General features: G+C 71.8%; 11 protein-coding genes. 9 read left to right on the top strand and 2 right to left on the bottom strand.

The window, feature by feature from the left end; all coding sequences use genetic code 11:
• The first annotated feature begins 59 nt into the window (after positions 1-59).
• On the top strand, positions 60-1250 hold the full coding sequence (locus ACWDR0_RS22115) for an acyl-CoA dehydrogenase family protein (RefSeq protein WP_456353447.1): 1191 nt from the start codon (positions 60-62) through the stop codon (positions 1248-1250).
• A gap of 126 nt (positions 1251-1376) precedes the next feature.
• Here ACWDR0_RS22115 and ACWDR0_RS22110 read toward each other — a convergent pair whose 3' ends face one another.
• The gene (locus tag ACWDR0_RS22110) at positions 1377-1826 is read right to left on the bottom strand and encodes a cell division protein SepF (protein WP_456353446.1); all 450 of its coding nucleotides are present in this window, start codon (positions 1824-1826) and stop codon (positions 1377-1379) included.
• Positions 1827-2132: 306 nt separating this feature from the next.
• Here ACWDR0_RS22110 and ACWDR0_RS22105 point away from each other — a divergent pair, with 306 nt between their 5' ends.
• The 3 genes from ACWDR0_RS22105 to ACWDR0_RS22095 all read left to right on the top strand — a co-directional run bounded on the left by ACWDR0_RS22105 (position 2133) and on the right by ACWDR0_RS22095 (position 5218).
• On the top strand, positions 2133-3443 hold the full coding sequence (locus ACWDR0_RS22105) for a DUF5685 family protein (RefSeq protein ID WP_456353445.1): 1311 nt from the start codon (positions 2133-2135) through the stop codon (positions 3441-3443).
• Between the two features lie 119 nt (positions 3444-3562).
• Complete coding sequence (locus ACWDR0_RS22100; protein ID WP_456353444.1) at positions 3563-4513, top strand: DUF1684 domain-containing protein; 951 nt, start codon at positions 3563-3565, stop codon at positions 4511-4513.
• 228 nt (positions 4514-4741) lie between these two features.
• A complete protein-coding gene (locus ACWDR0_RS22095) occupies positions 4742-5218 on the top strand; it encodes a hypothetical protein (RefSeq protein ID WP_456353443.1) in 477 nt (158 codons plus the stop codon).
• A 143-nt stretch (positions 5219-5361) separates the two neighbouring features.
• Here the strand turns inward: ACWDR0_RS22095 and ACWDR0_RS22090 are convergent, their stop codons facing one another.
• Entirely contained in the window at positions 5362-6291 is a 930-nt protein-coding gene (locus tag ACWDR0_RS22090; RefSeq protein WP_456353442.1) for a DUF4231 domain-containing protein, read from the bottom strand.
• 237 nt (positions 6292-6528) lie between these two features.
• On the opposite strand from ACWDR0_RS22090, the gene ACWDR0_RS22085 reads away from it, so the two are divergent.
• The 5 genes from ACWDR0_RS22085 (at position 6529) to fxsT (ending at position 15164) form a co-directional block, all read left to right on the top strand.
• Complete coding sequence (locus tag ACWDR0_RS22085; RefSeq protein ID WP_456353441.1) at positions 6529-6672, top strand: hypothetical protein; 144 nt, start codon at positions 6529-6531, stop codon at positions 6670-6672.
• Between the two features lie 56 nt (positions 6673-6728).
• Positions 6729-9035 (top strand): radical SAM/SPASM protein FxsBH, inactivated beta-hydroxylase extension form, encoded by a 2307-nt coding sequence (fxsBH, locus tag ACWDR0_RS22080; RefSeq protein WP_456353440.1) that lies wholly within the window; start codon positions 6729-6731, stop codon positions 9033-9035.
• Positions 9028-9792 carry an aminoglycoside N(3)-acetyltransferase gene (locus ACWDR0_RS22075; protein WP_456353439.1) on the top strand — a complete coding sequence of 255 codons (765 nt, stop codon included), beginning with the start codon at positions 9028-9030 and terminating at the stop codon, positions 9790-9792. The genes fxsBH and ACWDR0_RS22075 overlap by 8 nt, the downstream gene beginning before the upstream one ends.
• A 112-nt stretch (positions 9793-9904) precedes the next feature.
• Complete coding sequence (locus ACWDR0_RS22070; protein WP_456353438.1) at positions 9905-11239, top strand: TIR-like protein FxsC; 1335 nt, start codon at positions 9905-9907, stop codon at positions 11237-11239.
• Positions 11223-15164, top strand: a complete 3942-nt coding sequence (gene fxsT / locus ACWDR0_RS22065; protein WP_456353437.1) for an FxSxx-COOH system tetratricopeptide repeat protein — start codon at positions 11223-11225, stop codon at positions 15162-15164. Before ACWDR0_RS22070 ends, fxsT begins: the two co-directional genes overlap by 17 nt.
• The last annotated feature ends 90 nt before the right edge of the window (positions 15165-15254 follow it).

Below are 15254 nucleotides of genomic sequence, written 5' to 3'. Positions count from 1 at the left end.
GTGCGGCGGCCGCCCGTCCCGGGCCCCGCCCCGCCGACCAGCGCCCGGAGGTTGCCGCCATGACCGTGTCCGCCAAGCCCGCGCCCTTCGATCCGGACGATCCGCTGGGCCTCGACGAGCTGCTCGCCCCGGACGAACTGGCCGTCCGAGACACCGTGCGCGGCTGGGCGGCCGACCGGATCGCCCCGTACATCGCCGAGTGGTACGAGCAGGGGCGGCTGCCCGGTATCCGGGAGCTGGCCCGGGAGCTGGGGGCGCTCGGCGCCCTGGGCATGACGCTCACCGGCTACGGCTGCACCGGCGCGAGCGCCGTTCAGTACGGACTGGCCTGTCTGGAGCTGGAGGCCGCCGACTCCGGTATCCGCTCCCTGGTCTCGGTCCAGGGTTCGCTGGCGATGTACGCGATCCACCGCTACGGCTCCGAGGAGCAGCGCGAGCGCTGGCTGCCGGGCATGGCGTCCGGCGAGATCATCGGCTGCTTCGGGCTCACCGAGCCCGACCAGGGCTCCGACCCGGCGGGGATGCGCACCCGGGCCCGGCGGGACGGCTCCGACTGGGTCCTCGACGGGCGCAAGATGTGGATCACCAACGGCTCCGTCGCCGGGGTCGCCGTCGTCTGGGCGCGTACGGACGAGGGCGTCCGCGGCTTTCTGGTCCCCGCCGGGACACCGGGCTTCACCGCGCCGGAGATCCACCACAAGTGGTCGCTGCGGGCCAGTGTCACCAGCGAGCTGGTGCTCGACGGGGTGCGTCTGCCCGCCGATGCCGTACTGCCCGGGGCGGACGGGCTGCGGGCGCCGCTGAGCTGCCTCAACCACGCCCGTTACGGGATCGTCTGGGGCTCGATGGGCGCGGCGCGGTCGAGTTTCGCCGCCGCGCTCGCGTACTCCCGTACCCGGGAGCAGTTCGGCCGTCCCATCGGGGGCTTCCAGCTCACCCAGGCCAAGCTCGCCGATATGGCCCTGGAACTGCACAAGGGGATCCTCCTCGCCCACCATCTGGGGCGCCGGATGGACGCGGGCAGGCTCCGGCCCGAGCAGGTCAGCTTCGGAAAGCTCAACAATGTGCGCGAGGCCATCGAGATCTGCCGTACCGCGCGCACGATCCTGGGCGCGAACGGCATCTCCCTGGAGTACCCGGTGATGCGGCACGCGACCAATCTGGAGTCCGTGCTCACCTACGAGGGCACCGTGGAGATGCACCAGCTCGTGCTGGGCAAGGCGCTCACCGGGCAGGACGCGTTCCGCTGACGGTGGTGACGGTGAGGGCGGCTTCGCCGGTGGTTCCGGCGGCGGGCGTACGGGTGACGGGGGCGGGGGAGGAGCGGAGAAAGCCGGCCGGGCGGGCGCGGCGGCCGTGAGGCGCGCCGCACCCGCTCAGCTCTGGTTGAAGAAGCCGTCCCGGGCGTTCGGGCCCTCACCGCTGACGACCCGGGTGTCCGCGGGGCTCAGCAGGAAGACCCGGGTCGCGACCCGGTCGATGGAACCGCGGAGCCCGAACGTCAGCCCGGCGGCGAAGTCCACCACGCGCTTGGCGTCGGCGGGCTCCAGCGACGTCAGATTGACGATCACGGGGACACCGTCACGGAACAGCTCGCCGATACCCCGGGCGTCCCGGAAGCAGGTGGGGGAGACGGTCGCGATCCGGCGGCCGTCCTCCTGGGCGGCGGATTCGGAGGCGACCCTGACCCGCGGGTCGGTGGCCCACACCTCGCCGGTGTCGGCGGCCTCGGCGTACTCGCCGTCGTAGCCGCCGTCGGCGTAGTAGCGGTCGTCGCTGTCCTCGACGAGTCCCAGCCAGGCGCTCGCCTTGCGAACAGATCCCATCGACGCCTCCTTTCTCCGTGTTCCGCCGTCCCGGCGGTCTGTTGTCGTCCCTGCCCCTATGGTCGTCCATCATGCGGACCGGGTGCCAAGTGGATTGCCGTCGCGCAGGGGATTCGTGACGTTACTGGTGCAGAACTTGTGGTGGTTCGTCAGCTTCCTTCCCGAATAAGGCGCATGATCTGCTCAAAATATGAAAGTCGAGCCGGATGGGTGATGTGAGGAACCGTCCGGTGCCGCACTGGTGTCTGATCACCATGCCCGAGCGGTGTGACAATCACCGTCTGAACGGTCGTGCGGGGGGACGTTTTGTTCGGAATAGTCAGGCCTTGTGCCCATCGGCTGACCGATGGGCTCAAGACCGAGTGGATGGCTCATCTGTGCGGGCTCTGTCTGGCGCTCCGCGCCGACCACGGCCAGTTCGCCCGGGTGGTGACCAACTACGACGGGTTGATCATCTCGGTCCTGACGGAGGCTCAGTCCGAACGTGCGCCCGGCGCACGCCGTACCGCGGGGCCCTGCCCGCTGCGCGGTATGCGCACCGCGCCGGTGGCCCGGGGCGAGGGAGCCAGGCTGGCCGCGGCCGTCTCGCTGGTGCTGGCGTCGGCGAAGATGCGCGACCACGTCGCCGACCGGGACGGAGTACTGGCCCGCCGTCCGCTGGCCGGGGCCGCCCGCCGGGTGGCCGCGGGCTGGGACCGGGCGGGCGCCCGTACCGGCGCCGAACTGGGCTTCGACACGGCCGTCCTGCTGGACGCCGTCGACCGGCAGTCCGGAGTGGAGGCCGCGGCCGGGCCCGGGACCTCCCTGCTCGCCGTCACCGAGCCCACCGAGACCGCGACCGCGGCCGCCTTCGCCCATACCGCGGTCCTCGCCGGACGCCCCGGCAACATCGCCCCGCTGGCCGAGGCCGGGCGGCTCTTCGGCCGCCTCGCGCATCTGCTGGACGCGGTGGAGGACCGGACGGCGGACGCGGCGGCCGGCGCCTGGAATCCGCTGACCGCCACGGCCACTCCGCTCACCGAGGCGCGCAGGCTCGCCGACGACGCGGTGCACGGGGTCCGGCTCGCCCTGCGCGACGCGGAGTTCACCGACGACAAGCTGGTCCATGCGCTGCTCGCCCACGAGCTGCGGGCGGCCGTCGACCGGACCTTCGGCACCGTCTCCTGCACCCACCGCCACGAGGGGCGGACATCGGCGTCCGGTTCCGGCCGGGGCACCGGGAACCCGTACGGCGGGGGAAGTCCGGAGGGCGGGGGAGGCCTGTACGGCGGACGCCTGAGCGCGGGCTCCGGAAGCGCCGACGGGGGAAGTCCGGACGGTGGGGGAAGCCTCTACGGCGGGCGCCTGAGCGGAGGCTCCGGAAGCGGCGGCGGATGGGGGGACGGCGACCCGCCGTCCGGACCGGACGGCGACCCGGGCTCCGGCGGCCGGCCCCGGCCCCGCAGCTTCCTCGGCGGCTGCGGCGCCGCCCTCGTGGTCTGGGGCACCTGCCGGCCCTGCTGCCGCAAGAGCTACGAAGGCCCCTGGTCCCGCAGAAGGCGCAAGGGCCTCGGCGGCGACTGCTGCGACTGCTGTGACTGCTGCGAATGCGAGTGCTGCTGCCCCTGCGACGGCTGACGGCACCGGCTTCCGGGGCCCACCGGCCGTACCGGAGCACGGAAGCATCCACGGGCGCCCGGCGCGCGGCGCCCGAGCGGTCCTGTGCCCACGCGCCCCCGCATGGCAGGCTGACCGGCATGGCCGACTCCGTACAGCACCGCACCGGGACCGGCGACGGTCCGTCCGGCGACGGCCGGGCCGCGGCGGACTGGCAGCTCTGGCACGAGCGCCGGGCCGCGACCGTCGCCGGGCCCTACGGACCGCTCTCCCTCACCGGCACCCACTGGCTCGACGACCACCCGGACGGACAGGTCTCCGGCGTCCCCGGGCGGTGGACCGCCGACGGCGACGCGGTACGGCTCACGGCCTCCGCCGACGACGGACTCACCCTCGACGGCGCGCCGTTCGCCGGGGAGGTCCGGCTCACCGCCGACCACGGCCCGGTCCCCGCGGCCCGTACCGGCCACGGCGAACGCCGTCTGGTGGTCCTGCGGCGCGAAGGGCTCTGGGCGGTCCGCGACTTCGACCCGGCCGCCCCCGCGCGGCGGGCCTTCGACGGCATCGAGGCGACGCCGTACGACGCCCGCTGGGTACTGCCCGGGCGCTATCTGCCGTACGAGCGGCGGACCGGGCTCCGGGTCGCGAACGCGGACGGCGCGGCCCGGAGCCTCGGCCTCGACGGCGAGATCGCCTTCCGGCTCGGCGGCGCCGAACGGACCCTGCGGGTCGCCGTCGAGGACGACGGCTCCCTGTGGGCGGTCTTCACCGATCCGACCGGTGCCGTTCCCACCGGCACCGGCACCGGCACCGCCACCGAGCCGGCCGGCCCCGGTACCGGTACCGGCCCCGGCGGCGAGGACGGGCCGGGAACCAGCTACCGCTTCCGCTTTCTGCGGCCCCGGCCCCCGGCGGCGGACGGCTCGGTCACGGTCGACTTCAACCGGGCCCTGCTGCCGCCCTGCGCCTTCGCGGACCACTTCATCTGCCCGTTCCCGCCACCGGGCAACACCCTCGCCGTCCCGGTGGCCGCGGGGGAGCGCCGGGTGCGGACCCGCCGACGCCCGGCGGCCGGTGGCGGCAGTCCGTAGCCGGTCCCGGCCGGTCGTACCGGCCGGGCGGTTCGGTACACCAAACCCCCGGCCGGGGGCGCTCCGTGGCCCGCGCGGGGGCTCCGGGAGCACCGCGGTGCCGCCCGCCGGTCAACCCGCGGCCCCGTGCGCCCGTCCTCCATCCGGACGGGGTCTCGACGACGGGCCGCGTTCTGGGACCATGTCGGAGCACAGGGCACGCCGCAGGACACGGGGGGTCGCACGGCAGTGAAGCGCATCGGTATCACCGGCCACCGCATCATTCCCCCGGAAGGCCACGCGGACATCCGGGCCGGGCTGCTGGCGGCCTTCCGCCGGTGCGAGGAGGGCTTCGAGGCCTATTCGAGCCTGGCCATCGGCGCGGACCAGCTCTTCGCCGGACTCGCCCTGGACTGCGGCGGAACACTGACCGCCGTCATCCCCAGCGAGGACTACGAGGACGGGTTCGCCCCCGGCGAGCTGGACTCCTTCCGGGCCTACCGGCGCCGGGCCACCAGGGAGGTGCGGCTCGGCTTCCGGCACTCCACCGACGAGGCCTACTACGCGGCCGGCGCCTATATCGCCGACAACTGCGACCGGCTGCTCGCGGTCTGGGACGGCGGGCCCTCCCGGGGCCTCGGCGGCACGGCCGACATCGTCCACTACGCGCGTGACCTCGGGAAACCCGTCACCGTCATCTGGCAGGACGGCCTGCTGCGCCCCTGACCCCCGGGCCCGCCGCGCGGACGGTGTTCAACGGCGGCGGGCGTACCGCGGGCCGGGCCCGGCCGCGCCCGGCATTCAGCCGCGCCCGGCGCCCGGCGTTCGGCCGCGTTCGGACGGGCGCTGCCCGCCTTCCGCGGAGGTGTTCAACTGCGGTGCCGCACCAGCCAGTCCGTATGCTGCGGCGACACGATGCGCTCCGTCTCGTAGACCGCGGACGGCCACTGTGCCTCCGTCACCGAGGTCTCCATCGCCGAGTGCATCGCCGCGAGGTCCTCCTCGACCAGCGAGTGGGCGGCGATCAGCGGACGGCGGCGGCGGATCTCGCTCCAGGCCAGACAGGCCGCGGCGGCGGCGGAGAGCGTCCCCAGGGCGTCGACCGACTCGGCCACCGAGAACGTGTGCAGCAGCGAAAGGGCGAGCGCCAGCAGAGTGAGGACGGCGATGGTGCCCGACCACACCAGAGTGGCCCGGCGGGAGTTCTCCGCACTGCGGTGGTACCAGTTCCGCTGTTCGATCAGCCGGTCGCGGATGTAGGTCTCCCGGCGCAGCCCGAACTCCTGTTCCCGGAGTCTTCGCATGGCCGGGGTGATCAGTTCTCCCGAGGCCACCCCGGGAATGTCCGGACGGGGATCCCGCCAGCCCACTTTCGACAGCTCCCGGAGTCCTTCTTCGAGACGCTGGGCGAACAATTCGTCCGGGTCGGCGGAGCGCGCGTCAAAGGGTGCTCCATGCACGGAATACCGCCAGCACATGGACTTGATGTACTCGGCGGCGGAACGGTTCAGTTGCCAGTGCGACGTCGCCCCGCTGCGGGACGCGCGGGCACCGATCAACAGGACTCCCGCATACGCCAACACGCTGATCGCCGACGCGAGTTGGAACGTGTCACCGAGCTTCCAGGCGGGCAGCGCGGCGGCCGCGGCGCCCACCACGAGCAGCAGCAGCCGGCGGCGTACGGAGCCGACCGCCTGGCGCTGGCGGGTGATGGCCACGGCATCCGTGTGATGGAAAAGCGCAGGTAGATCGGTATTGCGGAACACGATGCCGTCCGCCGGGCCGGGATTGCCGGACATGCCTCCCCCTGTCTGCAGTTATGCCGTCAGCCTCACCCGAGAGGTGGAATCGCTTCCTCCGCGCCTTCCTGACAGAATATGAAGCAACTCTAACTGTTACGTCTTCACTAGCTGAGTTGCTCCGGGTGAACTTGAGAGTAGAGTCGTGCCGCCGGGCGCCGCAATGGTGCCTGGTTATCCGTGCTGTACAGCCAGATCGTGCGCGATCATGTACACAGATCAATAAGGACGGCCCCCATGACGAACTCCGCATCCTTCGCCGCGGCGAAGCGCAACCGAGTCTCCCTGCCGCAGTCCGAGCGCGGCGCGGTGAAGAAGACGGGGGCCGCCCCGGCAGCCGAACGCCCCGTGCGCATCGCCACGTTCAACTCGTCGCTCTAGTCTGCTTGGTCTGCGTTTCGGCTACTTTGCCGCCTCCGGACCACTAGACTGGTGGAATGACAGGACCGCTGGTCCCATTCCGCGAGATCGTTCTCAAGGTGCACAGCCGGTGCGATCTCGCCTGCGACCACTGCTATATCTATGAACACGCTGATCAGAGCTGGCGAACCCGCCCGAAGGCAATCTCTGACGAAGCGATTACCTGGACAGCTCTGCGACTGGCCGAGCATGCCAAAAATCATGCCCTGCCCTCCGTGTCAGTGATCCTGCACGGAGGGGAGCCACTGCTGGCAGGGCCCGTGCGACTGCGCCGCGTCTGCGAGGAACTCACCCGCGCGCTGGACGGTATCGCCGAACTGGATCTCCGGATCCACACCAACGGCTTACAGCTGAGCCCCCGGTATCTCGACCTCTTCGCCGAATACGGGCTCAAGGTCGGCATCTCCCTCGACGGAGACCGGTCCGCCAACGACCGGCACCGCCGCTTCGCCGACGGCCGTACCAGCCACCCCCTCGTACTGAAGGCCGTGGAGCTGCTCCGGCAGGACCGCTACCGCCATCTCTACCTCGGACTGCTGTGCACGGTCGACGTGGCCAACGACCCCGTCGCCGTCTACGACGCACTGGCCGAGCTGGCGCCGCCGCGGATCGACTTCCTGCTGCCGCACGCGACCTGGGACCAGCCCCCGGCCCGCCCGGACGGCTCGCCCACCGCGTACGCCGACTGGCTGCTCAAGATCTTCGACCGCTGGGACGCCGCCGGGCGCCCGGTCCCGGTCCGGCTCTTCGAATCGCTCTTCTCCACCCTCGCGGGCGGCCCCAGCCTCACCGAGTCCCTCGGTCTGGCCCCGACCGATCTGGTGGTCGTCGAGACGGACGGCGCCCTCGAACAGGTCGACTCGCTCAAGAGCGCCTACGAAGGTGCCGCGGCGACCGGGTTCGACGTGCTGCGGCACTCGTTCGACGAGGTCGCCGCGCATCCCGGGGTCAGGGCCCGGCAGTTGGGGCTCGCCTCGGTGAGCGACACCTGCCGCGACTGCCCCGTGGTGCGCTCCTGCGGCGGCGGGCTCTATACCCACCGCTACCGCACCGAGAACGAGTTCGACAACACCTCCGTCTACTGCGCCGACCTGGAAGCCCTCGTCCGCGGGGTCGAACGGCGGATCGGCGGAGAGCTGGTGCCCCTCGCCGTCACCGAGCCCGGCGCCCTCCTCGCCGACGACCAGGACGTCACCCGGATGCTCAGCGGCACCCTCACCGGCGAACTCGCCGGGCGCGGCGGCGCCGTCTGGGAGGACGCCTGGGAGCTGTTGCTCGCGCTGGACGAGAGCGGTGACGTCCTCGACCGGCTCTGGGACCACCCGTACACCCGGAACTGGCTCGACGACACCCTCGCCGCGCTGCGGGAGGGCCGTCCCGGCGTCCCGGCGCTCGCCGGGAGGCTGCCCGCCCATCTCGCCGCCGCCTCCGTCCGGGACGGCTCCGGCCCCGAGGTCCGGGTGCCCTGCCCCGACGGGGTGCTGAGGCTGCCCGCGCTCGGGGAGCTGGAACTCGGCGGCCCGGCCGAGGCCGCCGTCCGCCCGGACGGCGACGGCTTCACCGTGGCGGTCGCCGGCCGGCCGGTGCTGCGGATCCCGCTCGGCGCGGGCGCCGGGGTGCCCGGCTGGCGGCCCGTACGGACCATCGGCGGACACGACGGGATCCCGGTCCTCCGCCTGGACGACCTCGACCCCTACCGCGACTGCCACTCCGCCCCCGCCGCACCCCGGCTCGGGGACGACGAGGTCGCCGCATGGGACGCCCTGCTCACGGCGGCCTGGCCGCTGCTGCGGGCCGCCGCGCCCCGGCAGGCCGCCGAGGCCGCCTTCGTCCTCACCACCCTCACCCCCCTGGCCGCCTCCGGCGTGCCCGGACCGCGCGCGCCCAGACTCCCCGGCGCGGCCGGACCGGGTTACGGCGTGCTCGGGCTGGCCCGGCCCGCGACACCCGCGGCGTTCGCCGGGGAACTGCTCCGCGGAGTACGGCGCGCCACGTTCCGCGCCCTGTACCGGGTGGGCGGGCTGCTGGCCCAGGACGGCCAGTGGCGGCACCCCTCGCCCTGGGCCCCCGGGCCGGTGTCCGCCGCCGTACTGCTGGAGGAGGCGTACGTACGCATCGGGCTCGCGGCGCTCGACCCCCGGGCGGCCGACGGGACCGGTAAGGCCCTGGACACGCTGGCGCGGGCCCCGGAACCCACCGCGGCCGGACACGCCCTGCTGGCCGCGCTGCGCGCCGAACACCGGACACTGCGGGAAGGCCGGGACGGGCCGGAGGCGGGTGATCCGCGGGAGCGGGCCGCCGGGGAGGGCGGCGGACATGGCTGACCGGGCGGTGGCCGGGCAACTCGCCGCGCTGGGCGTCGAGCCCGGTGGCGTGCTGCTGGTGCACGCCGCCCTGCGCGGCACCGGCCTGGCCGCCGACGGACTGCGGGACGCGCTCCTCGAAGCGCTCGGCCCCGGCGGCACCCTGGTCGCCCCCGCCTTCACCCCGGCCAACTCCACCACCTCCCAGGCGCATCTGGACCGGATCCGGGGGATGCCGGACGACCGGGTGCGGGACTTCAGGGAGCGGATGCCTGCCTTCGATCCGGCCACCACCCCGAGCGAGGGGATGGGCAGTCTGGCCGAGTCCGTACGCACCGCGCCGGGTGCGGTACGGAGCGGCCATCCGCAGACCTCGTTCACCGCGATCGGGGCCCGGGCGGCCGAACTGCTCGCCCGGCATCCCCTCACATCCCATCTGGGCTGGGACTCTCCGCTCGGCGCTCTGCACGAAGCCGGTGCCGTGGTCCTGATGATCAATGTGGATTTCTCGGTGTGCACCGCCTTCCATCTCGCCGAGTACCACCCGAGTGCGCCCCGAAGGTCCTACTCCTGTGTGGTTCGGCAGCCCGATGGGGGTAAGAAATGGACAACGTACGAGGATGTCGTCCTCGACGACACGGAATTTGACACGATCGGTGCTGATTTCCCTCTCCGGCTGGTGCGTATGGGGCAGTTGGGGGGGCGACGGGCCCGGTTGTTTCCGATCAAGGAGGCGGTTCGCCATGCGGACCGCTGGATGTCTCAAAAGCGGCGTTGATTTGACTGAACCACGGGGGGAAGGAGTGTCCGGGCTCCGGAATGATTAATTCGCCCGCATCTCCCCTCGAGGTCGGGCGCGAGGGCGGGCGTTCACACAGGACGGGGGTCGTGTGTCGGAAACAGCGCAACGTACGGCGGACCATCGGCCGTACTTCTTCTTGAGTTATGCCCACACACCGCGGTACGGAGCGGGGGGCCCCGACCCGGACATGTGGGTCGAGCGGCTCTTCCGCGATCTCTGCGGTCATGTGATGGCCATGACCGACCTGCCCGCCGGGGCTCCGGCGGGCTTCATGGACCGGGAGATCCGCTCCGGCGAGGGGTGGTCCGAACGGCTGGGCGAAGTACTGGCGAACTGCCGGGTCTTCGTTCCGCTCTTCTCTCCCCGCTATTTCGCCAGCGAGATGTGCGGAAAGGAGTGGTACGCATTCGCCCAGCGGGCGATCTATCACCAGGCGAAGAGCAACCGCTCGGCCGAGGCGATCGTGCCCGCGCTCTGGGTGCCGATGCCGCCCGAACAACTGCCGGGACCGGCGGAACGTCTCCAGTTCAACCACCGGGCCTTCGGCGACCGATATGTGACGGACGGACTCTACGGCCTGATCAAACTCCGCATATTCGCCGAGGAGTACGAGGCGGCGGTCTATGAACTCGCCAAACGCATTGTCGCCGTCGCCGACTCCACCCGTGTCACACCCGGCAGTCCCGTCGACTACCGTCACGCGCCCAGCGCTTTCGGCAGGCCCGGCGGACCGCGGCCCATGCATCTGACGGTGGCCGCACCCACGCACCACGATCTCCCCGAGGGCCGCGCCCCGGACTGCTACGGCAAACTGTCGCAGGACTGGAACCCGTACCATCCGGACTCCGCGCGGCCCCTGGCGTTCGTCGCCCAGGACCTGGTCCGCTCGCTGGACTACCAGGCGACGGTCTCCTCCTTCGACCACGAGACGCTGCCCGATCCGACGCAGCCACCGGCCCGGCCGGAGATCCTGGTCATCGACCGCTGGGCGCTCGTCGACGACCGGCGCTGCGCCCGGCTGGCCGCCTTCGACGCCACGCCCCGGCCGTGGGTCACGGTGGTCGTCCCCTGGAACCGCGACGATCCCCAGAGCCGCCACTCCGAGGCGGAACTCGCCGAACGTCTGGAACGGACCATGCCGCACGCGATGAACCACGGCCGGCCCGCCTGCCGGGCCGCCGCCCGAGGGGTTTTCAGCATCGAGGCGTTCGGCCAGATCCTGCCCCAGGTGGTGGAGGCCTCGGCGCAGGAGTATCTGCGCCACGCCGAGGTCTATCCGCCCGCACCACCCCCCGGCGCCGCCCGCGGCGAACGGCCCAGGCTCCGCGGCCCCATGGCCGACTACGGCACCACCCAGTACGTCCCGGACACGTTGCGTGGAACTGCCCCCGATGCGGAGGACACGGATGACAGCCAGTCGTGACGGACGCATCGTCACCTTCTACTCGTACAAGGGCGGTACGGGCCGCACCATGGCCCTGGCCAACACGGCCTGGATCCTGGCGGCCAACGGCAAGCGGGTGCTCGCCGTCGACTGGGACCTCGAAGCGCCCGGGCTCCACCGCTTCTTCCACCCCTTTCTGGACCCCTCCACCCTCGGGGCCACCACCGGTGTCATCGACCTGATCACGGAGTACGCCTGGGCCGCGATCACCCCGGACACCGCGCGGCGCGACGACTGGCACCGGGACTACGCCCGGATCCAGCCGCACGCGGTGTCGCTCACCCCCGAGATCCTCGGCTGGGAGTTCCCCGACGGCGGCACCCTCGACTTCGTCTCGGCGGGCAAGCAGAACCGGGAGTACTCGGCGACCGTCTCCACCTTCGACTGGGACAACTTCTACGACCGGCTCGGCGGCGGGCTCTTCTTCGACGCCCTGCGCGACGATATGAAGGCCAACTACGACTACGTCCTCATCGACAGCCGGACCGGCCTCTCCGACATCGCGGACATCTGCACCGTCCACCTCCCGGACGTCCTGGTCGACTGCTTCACCCTCAGCGACCAGTCCATCGACGGCGCGGCCTCCGTCGCCCGCCAGATCGACGAGCGCTACGGCGGCCGGAACATCAAGATCTATCCGGTGCCGATGCGGATCGACGAGGGAGAGAAGGAGAAGGCCGACGCCGGCCGGGCGCTGGCCCGGGTCAAGTTCGACCGGCTGCCCAGCGGGCTGGCCGGCGAGGAGCTGACCGCCTACTGGGGCGCGGTGGAGATCCCGTACCGCCCGTACTACGCCTACGAGGAGACCCTGGCCACCTTCGGCGACGAGGCCGGTCTGACCAACTCGCTGCTCTCCGCCTTCGAACGGCTCACCTCGGTGATCACCGAGCACACCGTCACCGCCATGCCGACCGTCGGCGAGGACACCCGGCTGCGGATCAAGGACGCCTTCACCCGGCGCCGTCCCGCCCTGCCCGCCGATCTCTTCCTGAGCTATGTGGCGGAGAACCGGATGTGGGCGGACTGGATCGAGGCGCTGCTGACCCGGGCCGGATTCCGGGTCGTGCCGCGGGACGTCTCGGTGGAGCGGGAGCCCGGCGAGGCCGGGATCACCCCGGAGACCGCGGCGCGCACGGTGGTCCTGCTCTCCTCCGCCTATATGAAGTCGAACCGCGCGGTGGAGGTCTGGTCCCGGGCCGTGGCCGAGGACCCCGGGGGCGGCCGGCAGCATCTGCTGCCCATCCGGGTCGGCGACGTCCGGCTGACCACCCCGTACATCGACCGGAACCCCGTCGACCTGTTCCGGCTCGACGAGGTCCAGGCGACCAGTGCGCTGCTGCGGGCGCTGGACCGGCCGGTGCAGCTGCCGGACAGTTCGGCCCCGGGCCCGCGGTTCCCCGGCACCGTACCGAAGATCTGGAACGCCCCGCCGCGGAACCCCGGCTTCACCGGCCGGGCCGTCGTCCTGGAGCGGATGCGGGACCAGCTGGGCGGCGGGATGTCGGTGGCCGCGGTGCTGCCGCAGCCGCAGACGATCTACGGTCTGGGCGGGGTCGGCAAGACCCAGGTGGCCATCGAGTACGTACACCGCTTCATGGCCGACTACGACCTGGTCTGGTGGATCTCCGCGGAGCAGGTCGACGATGTCGTCGCCAGCCTCGCCGAACTCGCCAGCCGGCTCGGCGCACAGTCCGGGGAGGACATGGCGGCCGCCTCCCGCGAGGCGATCGACCTGCTCCGCCGGGGGGTGCCGTCCACCCGCTGGCTGCTGGTCTTCGACAACGCGGACGACCCCGAGCAGCTGAAGCGGTTCTTCCCGCCGCAGGGCCCGGGGCACATCCTGGTCACCTCCCGCAACCAGACCTGGTCGCAGTACGGCGACGCGCTGCCGATCGACGTCTTCACCCGTGAGGAGTCCATCGAGCACCTCCAGCGCCGGGCCCGCGGGCTGAGCATCGACGACGCCGACCAGGTCGCCATGGCCGTCGGCGACCTGCCGCTCGCCGTGGAGCAGGCGGCGGCCTGGATCGCGGAGACCGCGACCCCGGTGGCCGAGTATCTGGAGCAGCTGAAGGAACAGACCACCAGTGTGCTGGCGCTCAACCAGCCGCCGGGCTATCCCGAGCCGGTCGCCGCGACCTGGAACGTCTCCATCGAGCGGCTCAAGGAGCGCTCGCCGGCCGCGGTGCGGCTGCTCCAGCTCTGCGCCTTCTTCGCGCCCGAGCCGATCTCGGCGAATCTGCTGTACAGCAAGGAGATGATCGACGCCCTCAAGCCGTACGACGCCTCCCTCCAGGAGAAGCTGGTGCTGGGCCGGGTGATCCGCGAGATCGGACGGTTCGCCCTGGCCAAGGTCGACCAGGTCAACAACAGCATCCAGGTGCACCGGCTGGTGCAGGCGGTGATCAGGGCCCAGCTGAGCGACGAGGAGCAGCAGAAGGCGCGGCACGCCGTCCACCAGGTGCTGGCCGGGGCCCGGCCGGACGACGACGAGCCCATCGACAACCCCTCCACCTGGCCGCAGTTCGCCACGATCTGGCCGCACCTGTCCACCTCCGAGGCACGGAACTGCCGTGAGCCGGAGACCCGCAGGCTGCTGATCGACCGGGTCCGCTACCTCTGGAAGCGCGGTGACTGGGAGTCCGCCGCGGCCATCGCCAACGAAGTCCGCGAGACCTGGCGCGAGATGCTGGGCAACAACGACTACCAGTACCTCTACCTCCGCTTCCATCTCTCCAACATCCTTCGCTCCCAGGGCCGTTATGTGGAGGCCAAGGAGCTGGACGAGGTGACGCTGGAGCGGCAGCGGGTGGTGCTGGGCGAGACCCATCCGCATACGTACATGACCACCAGCGGTCTCGCGATGGACCTCGGGACGCTGGGGCAGTACGCGCAGGCGATGGAGCTGGCGACCGAGGCCCACGAAGGCTTCAGCCAGATCTTCCACGAGTCGCATCCGCGGACCCTGGCCGCGGCGAACAACCTGGCGCTCAACCTCCGGATGGTCGGCCAGTACGCCCGGGCCCGCGAGCTGGACCAGGACGTTTTCGACCGGCGGACCGAGGTCCTCGGGCCGGTGCACCCGTACACCCTGTCGTCGGCGACCTCGCTCGCCCGCGATCTGCGGGAGGTCGGGCGGTACGAGGATTCGGTGGTGCTGCTGGCGCGGACCTACGAACTGCTGAAGAACCAGCTGGGGCGGACCTTCCCGGGCACCCTGGCGGCGGCCAAATCGCTCGCGGTGTCGCTGCGCAGGGCCGGGCAGCTGGAGGACGCGCGGCGGCTCACCACGGCCACCCGGAACCGCTACCGCTCGCAGTACTCCTCGGCCAACCCCGACTCCCTGGCCTGCGATCTCAACCTGGCGGCGGACCTGTTCGCCGCGGGCGAGCCGGTCGCGGCCCGGGATCTGGCCCAGGAAGTGGTCGACCAGTACATGGTGGTGCCGGGCGAGAAGCATCCGTACACCCTGGCGGCCATCAACAATCTGGGCATCTTCCACTGGGGCTGCGGCGATCCGGAGACGGCGGAGCAACTGCTGGTGCAGGTGGTGCGGAGGATGAGCGCCATCCTCGGCGACAGCCATCCGCACGCCCTGTTCAGCACCATCAACCTCGCCAACGCGCTGGCGGACCTCGGCAATCTGGAGGAGGCCCTGCAGATCGAGCAGCGGACGGTGAGCCGGCTGCGGGAGGTCCTCGGGCCGCACCATCCGGAGGTGCTGGCGGTCGCCTCGAACCTGTCGGTCACGCTCGGCATGCTGGGCCGCAAGGACGAGTCCGCCGCGCTGCGGGCGGAGACCGTGGAGGAGCTGGGCCGTCAGCTCGGGGACGACCATGCGCTGACCCGGCTGGCCCGGGACGAGCGGCGGGCGCACCGGGATCTGGAGCCGCTGGCGGTGTGAGCGGCGGTACGGACGGCGGGCACCGTCCCGGTTCCGTGCGGAGACCGTGCACCAGCGGGACGACGACGGGCTGATAGCCGAGATCAAAGC

The organism is Streptomyces sp. NPDC003691 (genome assembly GCF_053981115.1).
This window is presented reverse-complemented; position numbering and strand designations above follow the sequence as displayed.